Source organism: Epilithonimonas xixisoli, assembly GCF_004365655.1.
Taxonomy (GTDB): Bacteria; Bacteroidota; Bacteroidia; order Flavobacteriales; family Weeksellaceae; genus Epilithonimonas; species Epilithonimonas xixisoli.
Map to the genome: position 1 here is coordinate 842,075 of NZ_SOEO01000003.1, position 18,757 is coordinate 860,831.

General features: G+C 33.2%; 26 protein-coding genes. 13 read left to right on the top strand and 13 right to left on the bottom strand.

All coding sequences use genetic code 11. The features are described from left to right. Positions 1-292: 292 nt before the first annotated feature. Together B0I22_RS15830 and B0I22_RS15835 are read right to left on the bottom strand one after the other, a co-directional pair. Entirely contained in the window at positions 293-667 is a 375-nt protein-coding gene (locus B0I22_RS15830) for a hypothetical protein (protein ID WP_133946506.1), read from the bottom strand. 70 nt (positions 668-737) lie between these two features. Next, positions 738-1,070 (bottom strand): zinc ribbon domain-containing protein YjdM, encoded by a 333-nt coding sequence (locus B0I22_RS15835; protein WP_034965113.1) that lies wholly within the window; start codon positions 1,068-1,070, stop codon positions 738-740. 177 nt (positions 1,071-1,247) lie between these two features. Between B0I22_RS15835 and gcvT the strand changes: the two genes are divergently transcribed. Both gcvT and B0I22_RS15845 read left to right on the top strand, forming a co-directional pair. Then, positions 1,248-2,327, top strand: coding sequence for a glycine cleavage system aminomethyltransferase GcvT (gene gcvT / locus B0I22_RS15840; protein ID WP_133946508.1), 1,080 nt, complete (start codon positions 1,248-1,250; stop codon positions 2,325-2,327). 91 nt (positions 2,328-2,418) lie between these two features. Further along, positions 2,419-2,892: a PepSY-like domain-containing protein gene (locus B0I22_RS15845; RefSeq protein ID WP_133946510.1), complete on the top strand. Its 474-nt coding sequence runs from the start codon at positions 2,419-2,421 to the stop codon at positions 2,890-2,892. Between the two features lie 53 nt (positions 2,893-2,945). Here B0I22_RS15845 and B0I22_RS15850 read toward each other — a convergent pair whose 3' ends face one another. Then, positions 2,946-3,479: a glutathione peroxidase gene (locus B0I22_RS15850; protein ID WP_133946512.1), complete on the bottom strand. Its 534-nt coding sequence runs from the start codon at positions 3,477-3,479 to the stop codon at positions 2,946-2,948. 98 nt (positions 3,480-3,577) lie between these two features. Continuing rightward, positions 3,578-4,372, bottom strand: a complete 795-nt coding sequence (locus B0I22_RS15855; protein WP_133946514.1) for a response regulator transcription factor — start codon at positions 4,370-4,372, stop codon at positions 3,578-3,580. A gap of 111 nt (positions 4,373-4,483) precedes the next feature. Between B0I22_RS15855 and B0I22_RS15860 the strand changes: the two genes are divergently transcribed. The 11 genes from B0I22_RS15860 to B0I22_RS15910 all read left to right on the top strand — a co-directional run bounded on the left by B0I22_RS15860 (position 4,484) and on the right by B0I22_RS15910 (position 12,082). Then, positions 4,484-4,981 carry a hypothetical protein gene (locus tag B0I22_RS15860; RefSeq protein ID WP_133946516.1) on the top strand — a complete coding sequence of 166 codons (498 nt, stop codon included), beginning with the start codon at positions 4,484-4,486 and terminating at the stop codon, positions 4,979-4,981. 133 nt (positions 4,982-5,114) lie between these two features. After that, complete coding sequence (locus tag B0I22_RS15865) at positions 5,115-5,525, top strand: hypothetical protein (RefSeq protein WP_133946518.1); 411 nt, start codon at positions 5,115-5,117, stop codon at positions 5,523-5,525. Positions 5,526-5,543: 18 nt separating this feature from the next. Then, entirely contained in the window at positions 5,544-6,002 is a 459-nt protein-coding gene (locus tag B0I22_RS15870) for a hypothetical protein (RefSeq protein WP_133946520.1), read from the top strand. 18 nt (positions 6,003-6,020) lie between these two features. Then, positions 6,021-6,599, top strand: a complete 579-nt coding sequence (locus B0I22_RS15875) for a hypothetical protein (RefSeq protein WP_133946521.1) — start codon at positions 6,021-6,023, stop codon at positions 6,597-6,599. A 124-nt stretch (positions 6,600-6,723) separates the two neighbouring features. Further along, the gene (locus B0I22_RS15880; protein WP_133946523.1) at positions 6,724-7,029 is read left to right on the top strand and encodes a hypothetical protein; all 306 of its coding nucleotides are present in this window, start codon (positions 6,724-6,726) and stop codon (positions 7,027-7,029) included. 12 nt (positions 7,030-7,041) lie between these two features. Continuing rightward, positions 7,042-7,452: a hypothetical protein gene (locus tag B0I22_RS15885; protein ID WP_133946525.1), complete on the top strand. Its 411-nt coding sequence runs from the start codon at positions 7,042-7,044 to the stop codon at positions 7,450-7,452. Positions 7,453-7,482: 30 nt separating this feature from the next. Continuing rightward, entirely contained in the window at positions 7,483-7,899 is a 417-nt protein-coding gene (locus B0I22_RS15890; protein WP_133946527.1) for a hypothetical protein, read from the top strand. 331 nt (positions 7,900-8,230) lie between these two features. Next, positions 8,231-8,512: a hypothetical protein gene (locus B0I22_RS16385; protein WP_246022256.1), complete on the top strand. Its 282-nt coding sequence runs from the start codon at positions 8,231-8,233 to the stop codon at positions 8,510-8,512. Between the two features lie 288 nt (positions 8,513-8,800). Continuing rightward, positions 8,801-9,667: a sugar phosphate isomerase/epimerase family protein gene (locus B0I22_RS15900; RefSeq protein WP_133946530.1), complete on the top strand. Its 867-nt coding sequence runs from the start codon at positions 8,801-8,803 to the stop codon at positions 9,665-9,667. 96 nt (positions 9,668-9,763) lie between these two features. Continuing rightward, a complete protein-coding gene (locus tag B0I22_RS15905) occupies positions 9,764-10,600 on the top strand; it encodes an FkbM family methyltransferase (protein ID WP_133946532.1) in 837 nt (278 codons plus the stop codon). Between the two features lie 3 nt (positions 10,601-10,603). Then, the gene (locus B0I22_RS15910) at positions 10,604-12,082 is read left to right on the top strand and encodes a lipopolysaccharide biosynthesis protein (protein ID WP_133946534.1); all 1,479 of its coding nucleotides are present in this window, start codon (positions 10,604-10,606) and stop codon (positions 12,080-12,082) included. A 9-nt stretch (positions 12,083-12,091) separates the two neighbouring features. On the opposite strand, the gene B0I22_RS15915 is transcribed toward B0I22_RS15910, so the two are convergent. The 9 genes from B0I22_RS15915 to B0I22_RS15950 form a co-directional block, all read right to left on the bottom strand. Continuing rightward, positions 12,092-12,712, bottom strand: coding sequence for a hypothetical protein (locus B0I22_RS15915; RefSeq protein WP_133946536.1), 621 nt, complete (start codon positions 12,710-12,712; stop codon positions 12,092-12,094). 96 nt (positions 12,713-12,808) lie between these two features. Next, positions 12,809-13,303 carry a hypothetical protein gene (locus B0I22_RS15920; protein ID WP_133946538.1) on the bottom strand — a complete coding sequence of 165 codons (495 nt, stop codon included), beginning with the start codon at positions 13,301-13,303 and terminating at the stop codon, positions 12,809-12,811. Between the two features lie 18 nt (positions 13,304-13,321). Further along, positions 13,322-13,843, bottom strand: a complete 522-nt coding sequence (locus B0I22_RS16475) for an STM3941 family protein (RefSeq protein ID WP_425459601.1) — start codon at positions 13,841-13,843, stop codon at positions 13,322-13,324. Positions 13,844-13,866: 23 nt separating this feature from the next. Next, on the bottom strand, positions 13,867-14,490 hold the full coding sequence (locus tag B0I22_RS15925) for a zinc ribbon domain-containing protein (protein ID WP_133946540.1): 624 nt from the start codon (positions 14,488-14,490) through the stop codon (positions 13,867-13,869). Positions 14,491-14,590: 100 nt separating this feature from the next. Further along, positions 14,591-15,061, bottom strand: a complete 471-nt coding sequence (locus B0I22_RS15930) for a DUF2963 domain-containing protein (protein WP_133946542.1) — start codon at positions 15,059-15,061, stop codon at positions 14,591-14,593. Between the two features lie 192 nt (positions 15,062-15,253). After that, a complete protein-coding gene (locus tag B0I22_RS15935) occupies positions 15,254-16,036 on the bottom strand; it encodes a nucleotidyltransferase domain-containing protein (RefSeq protein WP_133946544.1) in 783 nt (260 codons plus the stop codon). A gap of 171 nt (positions 16,037-16,207) precedes the next feature. After that, positions 16,208-16,702 (bottom strand): hypothetical protein, encoded by a 495-nt coding sequence (locus B0I22_RS15940; RefSeq protein WP_133946545.1) that lies wholly within the window; start codon positions 16,700-16,702, stop codon positions 16,208-16,210. 163 nt (positions 16,703-16,865) lie between these two features. Beyond that, complete coding sequence (locus B0I22_RS15945; protein ID WP_133946547.1) at positions 16,866-17,456, bottom strand: DUF6624 domain-containing protein; 591 nt, start codon at positions 17,454-17,456, stop codon at positions 16,866-16,868. Positions 17,457-17,606: 150 nt separating this feature from the next. Then, positions 17,607-18,350: a hypothetical protein gene (locus B0I22_RS15950; RefSeq protein ID WP_133946549.1), complete on the bottom strand. Its 744-nt coding sequence runs from the start codon at positions 18,348-18,350 to the stop codon at positions 17,607-17,609. Positions 18,351-18,757: the final 407 nt, after the last annotated feature.

Genomic DNA, 18,757 nt, shown 5'->3' on the forward strand with positions numbered 1-18,757 from the left:
AGTTTTACGTCTTTGCGAACCTTAAAATACTTTCAATAATTTTAAAAAAATCTTTGCGGACTTTGCGTTAAAATTCCCACTCAATAACTAAATTGTTTTTTTGTGGATAAAATATGGATAACTTATAGATTTCCAGTTTGTTGAAATGAAAATAATTTCTAATTTTGCTAAACGAAAATACATCAGGAAATTTTTGGTTAATTCTCTTTCTGCCCCTAAGGATTGAAATTAGTTTCGTTTCGACGAGACAATCAAAGTCTTTGAAAGTCGACCCTGCCAAATTTTTCCTTTTTTATTTTGCCACAATTTTTCTTTTCTGAAAATAATATCCAATAGCTTGCAACAATAAGAAAATAGGAACCGTAATTACGGTTAGCATAATGTCTGATTCTTGATTTTGGCGTGCAAAAAAATAAAATAATATAAATATAAAAACCATTGAATAAGTTGTTACAAACGCATTCCAATGATTTTTCTGATATATAAAGAACAAGGTATTTTCTACAATCAAACTATATATTAAGAAACCAGCATAAGTCATAAACATCAAATAACCAACCATAATATCCGCTTGATTACCATATCTGAAGAAAATAAGAAAAATTGCAAAAGAAAGTACAAATCCTGCCACACAGGCAGAAAGACTTCTTAAAATATTTTTAATCATTTGTGGATGTGTTCGTTATCTGTTTATTACCTTGGCTTGTGAATGCAATTTTCCAAAAGCCAAAAGCCAATTAAGCTTTTCTTACAAACTCAGACTTCAAAGCCATCGACCCAAAACCATCAATTTTGCAATCGATATTGTGGTCACTTTCTGGTCTTAGTCTAATGTTTTTCACTTTCGTTCCAGCCTTGATATCTTTCGGAGCACCTTTCACAGGAAGGTCTTTGATGACAATCACAGAATCTCCGTTTTGCAATTCCTTCCCAAGAGAATCGAAAATTTTCCCTTCCGTAGAAACTTCCGCCGGGTCCCATTCGTAGAAACATTGGGAACAGACCTGAAGATTATCTTGTTCATAAGTAAATTCGGATTGGCATTTCGGGCAAAGAATCGTGTCGCTCATAACTTTTTATAAATGATGATTGATAATCGATAAATGATATATCAATATTGTTCGGCAAAGATAACGAAATTGGACGTTGCTATCAAGCAATATTTATCATCCTACTTCAAAGTCTGTACTATTATCTAAAATCTTCTTTATATTTGTCTGCAACAAAAATAAATCTCTTTAATTAAAATGAAAAAGACCGCTTTATACGATAAACACGTTTCTTTGGGAGCTAAGATTGTTCCTTTTGCAGGTTTCGAAATGCCTGTTCAATATACCGGAATCAACGAGGAGCATTTTGCTGTCCGCGAAAAAGCGGGAATGTTCGATGTGTCTCATATGGGACAGTTTTTCATCGAAGGAGAATCTGCGAAAGACCTTTTGCAATTTGTAACTTCCAATAATGTTGATGCGCTTGAAAATGGAAAAGCACAATATTCTTGTCTGCCAAACGAAACTGGCGGAATTGTGGACGATTTGATTGTTTACAAAATGGAAGATGAGAAATATTTCGTAGTAGTAAACGCTTCAAACATCGATAAAGACTGGAATCACATCTCAAAATACAACGAAAAATTCGGAGCGAAAATGACCAACGCTTCAGATGAAATGTCTTTGATTGCCATCCAAGGTCCAAAAGCAACGGAGATTCTTCAAAAATTAACGGAGACAGATTTGTCAATCATTCCATATTATCATTTCAAAGTCGGTTCTGTGGCTGGTTTTTCTGATGTCATCATTTCAAATACAGGTTACACGGGAAGTGGCGGTTTCGAGATTTATTTTAATAATGACAATGCAGAACAGATTTGGGAAGCATTATCAGAAGCTGGACAGGATTTAGGATTAATTCCTTGCGGATTGGCTTCCAGAGACACTTTGAGATTGGAAAAAGGATTTTGTCTTTACGGAAATGACATCAACGATACAACCTCTCCACTAGAAGCTGGATTAGGCTGGATTACGAAATTCGATAAAGATTTTGTGAATAAAGCATTCTTGGAAAATCAAAAAGCGGAAGGCATTACCAAAAAATTAGTAGGTTTCGAAATGCAGGAGAAAGCAATTCCAAGACACGATTATGAAGTGGTAGATGCCGAAGGAAAAGTCATCGGAAAAGTAACATCCGGAACAATGTCTCCAATGAAGAAAGTAGGAATAGGACTGGCTTACGTTGACAAACCGAACTTCAAACTAGATTCAGAGATTTTCATCAGAATCAGAAATAAGGACATTCCTGCGAAAGTGGTGAAGTTACCTTTTGTTTAAATCGAAATTGATTTTAAAATAATACAAGCGACTATTTTGGTCGCTTTTTTGTTTGTAGGTAATTTAGTAAATTTCAGAAAAATAATTAATTATGAAATCAAATAAACTAAATTTAGTCCTATTGTTCTCTGGAGCAATGCTCTTCCAAGCAGTTGGAAAGAAAGAAATTGCTTTAAAATCGGAAGCAAATTCAATTAATGTTTCAGTGACATTCCAACAAATGCCTGCAAATATCAAAAGCTTTTTGGCGAAATATTATCCAAAAGCGACGGTTGCAAAATACGAATCCAAGAATACACTTGTCGGTAGAAAGTACGAAGTCAAGCTAAACAACGGCGCAGAAATCGACTTCGACAAAAACGGTAATTGGGAAGAAATCATCGACAAACAAGGCGTTCCGACAGCTTTGATTCCTGTAAAAATAAAAGCTTATGTCGATAAAAAATACAAAGGCGTCAAAGTAGAAGCCATTGATAAAGAAAAAAATAAAATCAAAGTCGATTTAAATAATGACATTGATTTGGAATTTGATAAAAACGGAAATTTTTTGAGAATTGATAAATAAAAAAGAAAGCGTTCAAACTATTGAACGCTTTCTTTTTGACTTCTGACTTCTGCCTATTTCAAATATTTCGTGATGCTTTCGCTCGTTGGATTAGTCGTACTGACAAAACTGTCAATCACATTTCCTTTTTCATCAAGCAAAATTTTGGTGAAGTTCCATAGTATTTTTGTGTTCTTCACTCCGTTTTCTTTCTTGTCTGTGAGGAATTTGTAGATGGGTGCGATGTCGTTACCTTTTACAGAAATCTTCGAGGCCATCGGGAAATCCACACCATAGTTTCTTTGGCAGAAGGTTGCAATCTCTTTGTTAGAACCAGGTTCTTGTCCACCAAAATTGTTCGCTGGAAAACCTACGACTACCAATTTGTTTTTATAAGTGTCCGCCAATTTTTGCAAATCTTTGTATTGCGGTGTAAAACCACATTCCGAAGCTGTGTTCACAACCAATATTTTTTTGCCTTTGAACTTAGAAAAGTCAATCGTAGAGCCATCCAAGGCTTCTACTTTGAAACTGTGAATCGATTTTGCCTGCGCTTTGTTTTTTGAAAATCCGAAAAGTGAAAACATAATAATTAGTAAGTATTTCATAAAATTAATTTAAATTTTTTTAAAGACAAATTAAAAATCAAATTTAAAACAAGTTTGGGAATAAAGGGTTAATTATCAATTATCAATTATCAATTATCTCAAATAAGTCCCCAGTCCAAAGCTTTTTTTACAAGCTCGGGCACTTTCTTGCATTCTGTTTTGCTAAGGATATTTTTGCGATGCGTCGTAACCGTGTGGTAGGAGAGGTCTAAGGATTCTGAGATGTTTTTTGCCGAATAGCCCTTTGCTAATAATGAGAGAATCTCTATTTCGCGTTTGGTCAAGATGTTTTTTGGAGCAGATGTTTGCTTGATATTTTTATAATGCATCTGATGAAAATCTGTACGTCCACCGATTCCTGCAACCAAGACCGTGTAGGAATTGACTTTTGTAATATGTTCTATATTGGTGTGGATGTTTACGGCTTGCAATAGTTTTCCCGCTTCATCTTTTTTAATGTGCAGAGACTGATGATGGAACATTTCGTAATTGCCTTTGTCCGTTTTCATTCGGAAACAATAGCTACATTTTAAGTTTTGCTGATGTTCCCAACCAATCTCGTGCATTTTTTCAATCGTCATTCGCTCAGCTTCCATCACATATTCTATATCGTTTGGATGGATGAGGTCTATGATTTCCTTCAAGTACTTCGGGGATTTTTTCAGACCGTGCATTTTCAGAATATTAGGATGCGGATTGATGATGGTACTGTCGAAAACGTTGAGAGCATAGTAATAAAATTCTCCCATAGCAAACATCTCGCCAATGATTTGCTCAACTGGTGGAGGTGTGGTAATGGAATGTGAAGTGTTTTGCAGTGTTTCTGGAAACGCATTCCAAACATCCAGAAGCGGATGAGCTTTCTTAGATGAAACTTTGTAATCTTTTTCCATCTCGGTTATAATTTTGATATAAAATTAACATTATTTCTGATAAAAATACCCCGAAAGTGGTATTTACTTGTATTCTATTTTCATTTTAGATTTGAAAGAAAAATAATAACTATGGAAACTCTTTTCTCCAGAGCCTTCGTGCTACTGATAATCTGTCTCTTTCAAAACATCTATGCACAAGAATCCGAGATTGTAAAAATCCTGAATCAAAATCTAAAGGAAGACCTTGAGATCAAAGCAGAGTACAATCACTTTGATGATACGCTTAGAATCATAAAGCCTTACGCAATTGCAAACGGAATACTTTCTATAGAGATAGAATCCAAAAAAGGAAATATACATTATGTAGAAAAAAGGGAAGTGCCGATTTCTGAGATTGATGCTGTCGAAAAAGACATCAATGTGATTTTTAGTGCCAATAATGATGCAGTTAAAATCACGACCACATATCTGAAAAAACTCTACGACGAAAAAGATGGTACTGAAACAAGCAGTTTGTTTTTCACTGGAATCCGCCTCCAACGTCAAAACAAATTTCTGGGAGAATCCCTCCAAAAAGCCTTTGAAAAAGCAGGTTACAAGATAGAGTTGGGAAGCTGGTATGACTGAGTTTTTGGAAGTTGGGAATGGGCTCCGAGAGCCTCAGCCTGACAAAGATTAAAGCTTTGATTTTTAGGACTGTCATCCTGAGCTTGTCGAAGGATCTTAAATGAAAAAAAACAACTTTAAAACAATTGATATTATGAAAAACAAAACATTACAAACACCAATGGTAACAGCAATCTTGCTGTTGGGATTTTTATTTTTTGCAAACACGGCAAAAGCGCAGGACACGAAAACGGTCTATTATTTTGGGATGTCTAGACTGGCTAACAAAAAATTTGCAGTAACCCCAATTTTGAGCAGTCAGATAAAGAAAACCAATCACGTGGAAACTTGCGTAAGCCAGCTAAAAATGTACTTGATGGATTATATCCCAGCTGAAACAAGCTATAAAATAGATTGGAGCAACAGAAGTCTGGCAGTGGACGGGCTGAGTGGTTCAACTCGCTCACAAGCAGAGAATATAAGATTGAAAATGATAAACCAATACAAAGAATATGGTTATGAAATTGTTCATCTTAACTATACCAGTTTTTCTTGTGACCAGTAATTTTAAAAATTTATAATTATGAAAACACTATTAAAAATATTTTGCCTCTTGGCGTTTTTAGGATTTTCAATGGAAACAAAGGCACAGACGAAAGAAGAAACTATTGCTTGGCTGAAAGAGAAATTAAATAAATATTTGGAAGGAACAAACTCTAGGGTTTCTAATCTTAAAGTTATAAAGATTGACGAATGTACTATTAGCTTGGAATATGATTTTCACCATTTAGACTGGGACGGAAAAACCTACCATATAATAGTTGAAATGCCTACAAATGTCAAGGGAGTTTCAAATGACGGTAGGTTTTTATATAGTGGTGAATACAGTAAAGAAATGGGACTGGGAGGACTTACTATTTATAGAAATAATTCTGAAGTTATTAGAATAAGTAATAGAGAAGATAATATTCTGAAACGTACAGAGAAGGCTTTAAAGCATTTAGAAACTTTTTGTAATAAAGGCAAAAACGAAACTTTTTAACCTATAAAAAAAGAAACTATGAAAACAAAATTATTATTACTGCTTGTGCTTTGGATCGGAGTTGTTTGGGGGCAAGAATCTCAAGAGGAGATTATTGTAACAGCACGTAAAATGGGATTTGTTGCCTATTTAACTCAACTGAAAACTATCTCTGAAGTGCAAATGAGTGAATTAGTAAATAACCCTCAATATACTTTACAGACTGACAAAGCAAAAGATATTAATCTTAACTATAATTTGTTGAAAATAAATGTTGATATTTTAATCAATCAACTATGTGCTGATTTAAGTGAGAAAAATAGCTTGCGTGTTTATAAATTAATTAATAAAAATATTAAAAAAGATTTCAAACTTCCAAAAAAATATAGTTATTATGAAGATTGTGTAAAAAATATTAAAAAATTAAGTGGCTCATTAGCATTTAAAGATTATTCGAGTAAAAGTGGTGCTTCTTTAGCTGATTGGGCTTCTGTTGGTACTTTAATATTAGATGTAGTTAAAATAAATGGGGAAAATAATCAAAAAAAAGTTGATAAAATTACTACTATTTTTTGTCAACTTCGATTAAAAGATATTAATGAATTGAAAAAAAAGTGACGAAAAATAAAGTTAATAACTTAAAAACAAAATGAAAAAAAATTAACGATTGTTAACGAAATTAATTAAAAAGGAGATGCTGAAAACCTTATAGAGTAAGCGAAAATTAATACGATTTATTATTATGCGAAATTTAATTATTGATGGTGCAAATCACAGAGAAACGGAAAGTTATGATTATTCCAAAGTGAAAGAAATTATAACAGATTTCGGAAGTCAAAATTTGGTATGTGGATTTTTACAATCATTTGGTAATCCATACAATGTAACTGTAACAGCAATGGAAAACGGGTGTTTTACCTGGGTTTTTAGCAGAAACGGAAAAGTAGTATCAATGCAATCTATACAAGCACAAAAAGGTCAATCCTATAATGCTTATTCATCAGACGGTATTACAGTAGTTGGAATAAACTGTGATTGTTATTTTTAAATAATTTATATTATGAAAAAGCTATTTTTATTATTCGCAGTATTTGCGATAACAGTGTTTCTTGCTTCGTTTACAGCAAACAGAACAAAAAAGGTCGAGAGCGGATATTACTTCCTTTATTATCAGGGTGGTTATACGGAGGGAAGTAATAATAATATTCCCGTTAAATGGATTTATATTTCAGACGTTGAATATGGAGAACGCCCCAATCCGACAGGTTTAGGTGCGCACAACTACTCAAAAATAAAACAACATTTTATAAATACAACAAAAAGCAAGTATTCAGGTCAGTTGTCCAAGTACTATATAGATCATATGTCTTGGCAATTCAAAAAAGATAAAGAAGATTTGATACAGATACGGAATAAAGAAATAGAGTCAGCTAAAAGCGATGGCTTTAAAGTATTTACTGTCAATTTGTAAGTAATTTACAAAACAATAAAATAAAAAATTATGCAAACAAAAACCATCCTCACAGCATTTCTATTGCTGTTCTGCCTATCTTCTTTTGCGCAAGATAAGAAACCAACATTTGAAGAAACAGTAACATATATTCATAAATTACTTGTAGACACCAATGTATTTTTTTTCCCAGCAGGGAAAAAAAGTGGTTCAATGATTAAGGAATTAATAATCAATAAAAATGGTATAATTAATATTGAAACATACAATGCAGGAAATGCAACTATTAATGTATTCGAAGTAGAAAAAATAATTAAAAAAACATCCTCATTTGGCATAGTAGATAAAAATGATAACTCATTAGGCAGTATGTCAGATTTTCCACCAAATAATGCTCCAAAACTAGAAAACGCAATTAAGCATCTTAAAACACTTTGCGTACAAGAACACGACCCTTTTGCAAATTAATTTTTACCTACAAATACTTAGAAGAGAAAAAGATGAGGAAAAAGACAACTCATCTTGGATTGATTGGATAAAAGAACAAATTAAACATCACGTTATCAAAGAGCCAGATCATAAAGACAATATTGAATTCACAGCATTTGGAATTAGAGGATAAAACATTATGTCAAACAACCACCGCTTCCAAGACCAAAACAAAACCGCCTCAGATTTCTACCAAGAAGTTTGGTTAGTTTGTCCTATATGTCAAAAGAAAGCCATAGCCAAAACCTTTAGAGAAAAGAAAGTAGCTCGGTTGCAATGTTTAAGTTGTAGCTATAACAAAGAAGTTTCTATGGAGTCGGAGATTGCAGGGCATAAAGTGCTAAATGTAAGTTCTGCCAACTTCTTTTTCGGAGCAGAGTTGTGGTTGCAACATCCTTTCAAAGATGATGTTTTCTTAGCATACAATGGCGAAGAGTTGGACTATCTAGAAGCATATATCTCTGCAGGTTTGCGGGAACACAAAGATAGAACTCACTTTACTTTATTAGAAAAACTCCCAAGATTCTACCACGAAGCCAAGAATCGGGAAGCGCTTCGAAAGATTATTAAGAAACTGAGGGACAAAGTTTAATAATTATTGTGCGAAAGGATATCATTAGATAAGCTTGTGAGAAAGGCTTCGAGAGCCTCAGCCTGACAGTGCATAGAAATGCTTTTTTGCTGAGCGAAAGCGTCTTTGCGCAACTTAAAATATTTTCAGTAATGATAAAAAAAACTTAGCGCTCTTAGCGTTTAAAATTATCAAATCAAACTAACTATTCCTAATTTTTCTCTTTCGGAGCCTGCCATTTCCCAGCAGGCTTTGATTTTTTATTTCATTTCAAAAAACAATATCTTTAATCAAATTTAAAAACCGAAAATGAACCGAAAAGATTTTATCGCCTTATCTTCGTTGGGATTTTTAGGATTGTACGCTTGCGGAAATTCAAATATGATGAACAGTAGAAAACCTTTAGCCATCCAATTGTACACGGTTCGAGATGCCATTTCTGAGAACTTGGAAAAAACATTGGAAAAGTTAGCAGAATTGGGATTTAATCAAGTTGAAATTTACGGTTACGACGGAACTTTCTTCGGAAAAAGCAGAACGGAATTTCAATCGATTCTGAAGAATGTTGGTTTGGAAGTCATCAGCTCGCATCACACGACAGGAATTGTTCATAATACCAAAGGAACTTTGCTCAACGATTGGGAGAAATCTGTGGAAGATTTGCATTTCATCGGTTCAAAATATATGGTTTGCTCTTATCTTTTCGAGGAAGAAAGGACTTTTGAACATTATAAAAAACTTCCTGAATTGCTCAATCAATCTGGCGAAATAACCAAGAAAGTAGGAATCGAGTTTGCGTATCACAACCACGATTTTGAATTTGAAAAGTTTGATGAAATAACTTTTTATGATTTCATTTTAAATAATACTTCTCCTGATTTGGTCAAAATGGAACTCGACCTCTATTGGATGGCGAAAGCAGGGTTTAATCCGCTCACATATTTTGAAAAATATCCCAAACGATTTCCGCTCTGGCACGTGAAAGATATGAAAGCCGGAACCAAAGACTTTACCGAAATTGGAAACGGAACGATTGATTTCAAAACTATTTTCGAAGCGCGAAAAAAAGCTGGACTGAAACATTGGTTTGTAGAACAAGATTCAAGCGATAAAGATATGTTCGAAAGCTTGAAAATCAGTACGGATTACATTGCAAAAAATAGTTTTCTCAAATAAATTCTCATTGCTTAGACTTTATTATTTTAACAAAATTTTATGATTTGTAAAATAAATCCCTTTTCTTTGCCGTTCATTTCTTTATGAAACAAATTTATGTGCGTTTACAGTAAGCTTGCTGAGAATCTACAATACATTTCGCCAACCTTCTACAAAAGCCGATTTTTCAAAAAACTGAAAGGTCTGGATGCTCATAATCTGTTGTCAAGAAAAGTAGAACCTGAGTTTCTTTGGATTAAAAATATTCTGGCATATGAAGCTGTTTTTATAGATGTTGGAGCTAATGTCGGAGCCTATCTTTTCACTTTGGAAAACCACTTGAAGCCAGAAAACATCTACGCTTTCGAACCCAATCCACAATTATTTAAAAGATTGGGGAGATTGTTCCCAAAAGTCAATTTGTCGTCGGTAGCTTTATCTGATATTTCCACAATTGCCGAATTCAAGATTCCTGTTATCAATGGTGAAAAAATCCATACAAGAGGGACTTTGCAGACTTCTATCAAAGAAAAAAATGAGGAAAAGACAATTCTTCAAAAAGTGGATGTGAAGCCTTTGGATGAATTAGATTTGAAGTTCCAAAAACTTGATTTTATTAAAATTGATGTGGAGGGAAATGAGATGCAAACCTTGCGTGGCGCGAAAAAAACGATTGAGAAATTCAAACCAATTTTGATGGTGGAAATGGAACAACGCCATCACGAAGACAATCTTTGGACTTTGATTTCCGAGATTTCCGATTGGGGTTTTTCCGTCAATTATCTCGACAGAGAATCTTTGAAGCTGAAAACTTTGACAGAAGAATTTCTCAATCAGCAAAATCCTGACAATGTGAAGAATTACAAAGATTACATCAATAACATCATATTTTTACCAAATCTTCGAGAGCCTCAGACTGACAATCAATCATCATTTATCAACCATCAATTATAACAAATGAGCGTCGTTGCAAGACAAGGTATAAAATATTCTATCATTGGTTATCTCGGTTTTTTGCTGGGAACGTTTTCGGCGATTTTCATTTTTCCATACGATATGGAGTTTTATGGAAAGCTCCGTTACATTTTGCCGACCGCTGAAATGATTGTTCCAATCGTGGTTTTTGGACTGAGTTTTTCCAACGTCAAATTCTTCAGCAAAGTCAATGCTGATGGGAAACACCACAATATGTTGTCGCTCAGTTTGCTGGCGATTTTTGTCAATTTTACCATTATTGTCGGAATTTATTTTCTTCTTGCTTATATTTTTCCCAGTTTGAAAGAATTTAAATTTTGGGAGATGAAAAAAATGATTTTGCCATTAGCGTTAGTTCTTGCTTTGTCTTCGGTTTTTAATAAGTTTTTGACCAATTACAAACGAGTAGTTATTCCTAATATTTTCGAAAATTTTGTTCCGAAGATTGCCAATCTTGGAGCATTTTGTCTTTTCTTTTTTATGGGATTTGCAGAAAAATCGGCTTACGGGTTTTTCTTTATGATGTTTGTAATTTCGCTTTTTGGATATGGTCTTTATGCTAATAAGTTGGAAAAAATAAAACCGGATTTTAATTTAGCATATTTCAAAAAAGATAATTTTTACAAACAGATTTTTACTTATAGTTTGTTTGGATTTCTCGGAAACATCGGTAGCTACGTAGCTATTAAGATTGATAGTATAATGATTGGCGAGTTTATCAACTTTGAGGAAAATGGGATTTATAATAATATTTATTCCATTATTTCTCTGATTGTTGTTCCGCAAATGGGATTGTTTAATCTTTCTGCGCCCATTATCAACAAAGTTCTTGCAAATGGAGATTACGACGAATTGGACAGATTTCATAAGAAAACTTCGCTAAGTCTGTTCTTTCTTGGTTTGGTTTTGTTTTGTTGCATTGCGGTTGGGTTTCCTTACTTGGCAGACTTGATGAAGAATGGCGAGGACCTAAGAACAGCAGAGCCTATCATCTGGATTCTAGGATTTGCAATGTTGTTTGATTTGGCGACAGGTTTTAACAGTCATATTATCTCATTGTCCAAATTTTACAAATTCAATATTGTGGTGATGCTGATTTTAGCAATTCTTACAATTAGTCTTAATATGATTTTCCTGACGTACACAGACTTGGGAATTCTCGGAATTGCACTTGCTTATGCAATTTCTCTTTCCTTGTACAATATCACCAAAATTACTTTTAATTACATCAAATTCAAAGTTTTTCCACTGGGAATCGAGATGATGTATGCTTTGATATTGGGATTTCTGTCAATCAATGTGGCGATTCTTCTACCAGATTTTGAACTCAATATTTTGAATCTTTTCTACAAACCAACTATCGTTTTGATTTTACTTTTCATTGGGAATTACTTCCTGAAAATCTATCCTTTAGACAAGTTCTTGAATAAGGATTTCATTAAGAGTTTGTTTAAATTCTAAGGATTAGACTTAATCATATTTAGGATTAATTAAAATCTCTTCCTTTTCGTTTGCTTTCGTAGAAGTTCTGGTTTGTTTCAGGCAAGTTCCTTTTTCGTCTTTTGAAAGACATTTTATCAATAATTCATCAACGATTTGATTGTCTTTTCCTGTGATGACAATCCTGGAAAGTTCATCATTAGCATAATGAAATTGACGCGTGTGGAAGTCCTCGAAATTATCAACTATTTTATCGATGCTTCCATTTTTGTTGTAATGGTAGATGCTTTCGTTCTGTTTGTACTGCTTTTGCGTGTAGCAACTGATGCGTTCCCGCTGATTCGGTTTCCATCGCGTTTTGCAATAGTAGGAATCTGTGTCGGGATATCTTTCCACCGTGAACCAAAGTTTCTTTTCGGTGGTTTTCAAGAGCTTTCCGCCAGAATCAACGGTTTTGGAAGATTTGATTCTTCCATTTTTGGTGAAGACCATTTCCTTTTTCTGGAGAAGTTTTCTTTGACCATTTGAAACGTCATAGACTTCTTCCGTCGCAGATTTTATGCCTTTTGGAAGTAAGTTTGCTTTGGTATATTTTTTCGTCGAACAAGACGTGATTGCTAAGAATAGAATTGAAAAACAAAGGATTCTCATAACTTTCATTTTGGGAAAGGAATAGCAAAATTCTTTCCAAGAATGGGATTGTTTGTCCTGGCAATATTTAAAGAATTTTCTTCTGCGAAAATTATTTTACTGCTTCATTATCGCAAAATCGTGCAAACCAATTTGCTGAATCATGTATGGCCAAATTTCTGTTCCTTGTGCATTAGGAAAAGTTCCGACATTTGAAGTTTCTTTGAATTCTCCATCTTCAACAGTCTGGATATCTGATTTGTAGGAAAGAGCATATTTTGTCCTGTTCTTCATCACAAGCAACACTTTCATATTTTTTTGTTTCTCTTCTTCGGTCTTGCCGTGTGTTCCTAGACAAAAGTAAAATTCTATTGTTCCATCCAGACCTTTTTCCTTAAATAGTTTACTTTTTTCCCAACTATCAATTATTTCTTGAAATGGTTCAAATTCGATGATCGAAAAATCAAAATTAGTAGAGTCGGTAGGATGTAGTTTGATTGTAAACTTTGTTCCGATAGGGAAGGCAAAACCTTTTGCTGGTTCGGTTGGCAATTCTTGTGCAGAAGCGAAAATGCTGATTGTAAAAAATAAAGTTAGTAATAGTTTTTTCATTTTTTGATGTTTGAGTTTTTATGATTGATTTGTATTAACGGAATTATTGTTACTTTTTTTATTACAATTATGAAGTTCTCTATTTAAAATGTTAATTAACTCATCTCGTTTAATATCAATCATATCGCTGTCAATCCACAAAAGTTCCGGCTTCGAAGTGAAGTATAGTCCAAAATATTTTTTCCTTGGAAAGTGATTTGGATTTATTGGTTTAATGTAGATTTGGCGGGTTCTGAAATGTCCAATTTCAAAGGTGCTAATCTCACTCCAGCTGATGAAATAACTTTTAGCTTGCGTATTGTTTTCAATACCGAATTCACCAATTTTCAGCGCAACATTATTTCCTGAACTGTAAATTTTGTAGAATTGTTTTAATCTAAATATTAAGACAAATACATTAGCAATGAGAAACAAACTCAGTGCAATTCTTTCTGGAATGTTGTATTCCGTGTAGATTAAATAGGAACAAATAAGAATCACGCCAACACAAAGAATAATGCTGGTATTGAAAGCGCTTCTTTTAAAATTGATTTTAATCAAGTATTACAATCTAAATAAATGTGTTATTCCCGCTCAATACTATAAATCTTTCCAAAATCACTTTTAGAACTTTCTTTCATCGAATTGATTTGAGCTTTGGTGAATTTTATAGTTTCGTTGGAATAATCATTTTTGAATTTCTTCTGCAATTCCGAGAGTTTCATATATTTTTCAGCAACCATAGTGTGCGGTTGGAAAACCAACGTGTCACCTTTTACCTCCGAAACTTTGTAAAGTGTGTAGGAACCATTTTTCTCGATTCTATAGACGTCATTGACCTTTGGTTCTGCCAAATATTTCGTTTCATTCATTGAGTTTGTAACAATTCCGTAAATGATGAAGCCTAAAAGTAATCCGATGACAAACAACCCGAAATAATGGGTGATTGGTCTTTTAGCGCTGGCAGCGGCATCGGCGTAATCCTGTTTCATCCTTGGGCTCATCTCATTTTCATAAAGCACTTTTTTGCAATGGCTACATTGACTAATTCCTTTCTTCGAAGTTGGGAAGATAGGGATCCAAAAAATATGAAAGTACCGCGCGATAAACGAGAAAGTGACACTGCCTTTCGTATTGCAGTAATCACAGTCATAGGATTTGTTTTCTTTTGGTTTTAAAGTTCTGGCTCTTGTTCCGAAAATGATCATAGTGTGTTTTTTGTAAGGTTTATTAGAATTAAAAATACAAATTTCTACTGAATAACAAAACGTGAATTTTGATTTTATGCCTTCTGTGGGCAAGCCTTTATTATCTACAGTCTTTTATTTTTTTTCCATTTTCATATTCAATTTCACATTTAGAGCCATCTTTTTCGAAACAAAACCATTTGCCATTTTTCTTGCCTTGAAAAAATTCTTTGTGCTCAATTACTTTTCCATTTTTATAAAAGTTAAATTCAGATTTTTCTTCATTTTCGTCAAAATTTGTTTCCCATTTATTTTTTCCGTCACTGCTAAAATTAAGAAGTTTTATTTTCTTATTAGTTTCAGGATTGAAGATGGTTTCAGTACTTACCAATTGCGCGAAATTTATATTGTAATAAAGTAACGATTTAATCAATTTTCCATTATTATAAATTTCTTCATATTTAACGTGTCCATTTTTACTTTTGCTCTGTACAATCCCTGTAAAAATTGTATTATCCTGTTTCTTGAAAGCAATTTTATTTTCCCAATACACATTATTCCAATCCGTTTTTTCTTGAGAATAAGTTTTCACGAAAATTAATATTAGTAATATTTTGTAATTCATTTTATGATGGATTTTTTGAAAGCTTGTTACTAACGTTTCGGTGCTTGGATCTAGGGTGGGAAATAGAAGCGCAAAAGTAAAGTTCAATTGAAAAACTGCCATTGAATTTTGCACTTCAGCACGTCTGACGCAGAACCGTTGATATAAGCGGCTTTTCTTTTATTTTCGGTTCTGAATTTCATCAAAATAGTTCATCACTTTTTTGTCTGTATCATTTTGCAATGTTACTTTTTTGTCAAACAGTTCTGTCCTTAATTGTCTGTATAACGATACTGCGTTTCTCAAACTTTCTAATAATGACTGTCTGTCGTACGTTGGGATTGTTAGTTTTAGTTTCGCAAAATCTTCACTTTCTAAACTTACTTCTACTTTCCTAACGCCACGAGGTAAATTGTCGTTTTTTATGTGAAGCAATGGTCCAAAAACAACCATCCGTAAAAATCCCATAAAGTCATATGCTTCAAGATACTCACCACGTCCGATTTTTAATAAACCATAATGTATCCAGGTCCAAAAACGGTCTTCAATCCATTGATAGTCGGGATATGGAAACTTCGCTTGTGAACTACTAATTGCCTTTGCAAGTAGTCCAACTTTGTCAAGAAGTAGATAAGGTGTTTCAATGCGAGTCTGAAACTCGTCAAGTGTTAAAAATTTTATGTCAACGTGTAATAACGGATTGTCGTAAAGGCAAATTAAAACCCTTGGTTCTCCAACGTGTTCTCCTGTAAATCCTGATAGAAAATTCCCCAAACTTTTTGCATAGTCAAGCATTAGATTTTTGTCGTTAGAAATCTTTTGCTTTGTAACAAGAATAAGGTCGAGGTCAGAAAACTCATCTATTTCATTTGTCAGCCACGAACCTGCAACAGCCAAACCTATTACATTATCATTTGACTCTAAAATTGTTTTGGCTCTGTCAGCGAATTCTTGTTGTATCATTTTGTCCGGTACTGTCTAACTTTAATGTTTCCTGTAACGTCTCAAGAGTTGGTGGTAGCGAGGCGATCGAAGCCGGAAATTTTTTATCTAAAATACAAATTTCTACCGAAGCACAAAACGTTAACTATGTACTTTCTGCAAGCTATTGCCAAACCCTTGTTGTACGCAGTCCTAATTTTTCTCTTTGGTATTGAATGGTTTAATTGTTTTCAGCGAGTCAAGTTCGCCTATTCTATTTAGATAAACTAAGATATCATTTGTGAAATTTTCCGTAACATTTAATGTGTGAATATATATTGTGTCATTTGATGTAATTATTGTCAAATTTAAGTGAGGAATATCCGTAGTAAATTCAGGGTCATTGTATTTATAATTTTTCTTTAAAATTTTTGTTAGTCCCAATTTAATCTGGTCAAAATGTTCATTAGTTATTTTTCCTCCAAAATACCCAATTTTTGTTGAATCATATTGGAAGTCAAATGGTGAAGTTCCGTCAATTAAAACTAAATCTCTTTTTAGAATAAAATTTTTATTATTTTTTAATTCAAGGTTATAAATTGGACCATCAAAACCACCGTAGTAGTTGTAGATTATTTTGTCAAAATCTGTTTTTTTGTTACAAGAGGAAATTCCAAATAGCAATAAAATTAGAAATACTTTATACAACGTATTGTTTGTTATAGGGTTACCGCTAGCATTTTGGGGCTTGTTGATGGCGGGGATTTTTAGCACAAAAGTTCAATAGAAATACTTCTATTGAACCTTGTACAAATGTTCAATCGAAGAACTTTAGCCCCGCTTTTGGCAAACCATTGTTATGTGTAGTATTTTATTTCGGATTGAACTGAATATTGAAATTCTTTAAATAATCCTCTATTGGTTCCATTCCCATTTCTTTTCTTCTTTCGTTCACAGTTTCAGGATTTTCTAATGTGTACAGTTTACCATTTTTTATTTGTGAACCATATATTTGGGGTTTTCCTTCGTCCATTAACATCCTGTCTTTCATCAATGCGTACTGTCCTTTAGATAAGTCTCCATTTTTAACCGCTTTCTCTATTTGTGGAAAATACTTTTTTCTGATTTCTTCAGTACTGTGTTGAAGTCCCAACCAGATTGCATCCATTTGTCTTTGACTCACCTCCTTTAATGTTGGCATACCACACTTTTCAATAATGCTGATTACTAACTCCTGATTCCTGTGATCTTCTTTAGCGTATTTGATGAGTTCATTTGATTTTCTAATCCTTTGGTCACTTTCTAAAACTTCGCTCAAGATTTGACGTTTTTTGCTGCAATCGACTTCAATAATATCTACTGAACCTACATAGACAAATTTATCCTTATTTATATAAAGGAATATTGATATCATTAAAACAAGAGCGGTTAATATGCTAAATAATATTTTTTTTATTTTCATTTCTATTTTTGGTTTATATTACATATAACGTTTCGGGGCTTTGCGATGGTGGGGCAATCGAAGCACAAATCTTCAATTTTGTACAAAAGTTGAACCGAAGAACAACCCCGTTGAACTTTGCAGTTTCGCCCCACTATCGCAAAACCCTTGTTATCGGCTGTTTTTTTCTTGCAATTCCCATATGTACTGCATATTGGGATAAAAGAAACCATCAATTTCTTTTTGTCGTAAATCTTTGTCCTGAATGTTTCTTAAGTTGAAAGGTTTCAAATCAGTTTCACTAAGTATCTGCAGTCCACGTGAGATTTCCTGTTCAATTTTTTCACTTTTAGTCCAAGGATAATAATTAAAGCAGATTTTCAGGCAATCATAAGTAAACATTGTCCTTTTCATTTTTGACCACAAAGTTTTGTCATATTTTTTATTTAATGGTTTTAGTTTTTCAACATTAATTTTACTATAATCACTTTCAATTATTTGAGGTTCGTAAAAGATATTGATTTCAATGTCTCCAAAACTTAAAGGTCTTTCCGCAGTTTTGTTCCAATTATAAAAAACACGAATCGTTCTTCCATTTTTTTCTGTAATCAAGCCCTTATATTTATCAATTTTATCAATTTGAAATCCATTTCTAAGCAAATTATTAAAAATTTTCTTTTCAAAAATTTTGTAGTGAACTTTCTTGCCGAAGAAATCATTTATATCAATAATCACGGCAATTAATATCCAAAAAATAATAACAGATAAAACCGAAAATAATAAATTTTTACTCGGAAAATAGGTTGCTGGGAAAATTAAGATTAGTGATATTAAAAACGAAATTAGATATTTATGTAAGTCAATAAAATATTTTCCGTTTTCAAGTTTTTTGATTGTAATTATTTTGTTTTCCACTGTGTCTTTATAAAATTGCCGATAACGTTCCACGGCTTGGCGATAGCGGGGCGCCCGAAGCGGAAATGTTTCAACTAAAATACAAAATAAAATAGAAATGGAAAGCGTGGATTTTGAGTATTTAGCCCCGCTATTGTCAAACCGATGTTGTCTGTAGTATTTTTTATTCAGTCGAATCGGAAATTTCGTGCCTTCATTTCGATTTAGAGAAGCAGAAATCCAGCGGTTTATTTTTCTGTTAAATTTCGTTTTTCGTCAGTTTGTTGTTTCAAAGTTATTTTTCAGTCAAGTTTTTTGTCCATAAATTCCTTGTTAATTTTCAGTTTTCAGTTTTCAGTTTTTTCTTTTTTCGTTAAATTCAAATTGTCAGTTCTCAATAATTTTCAATTTAGACCTCTCGATTTCGA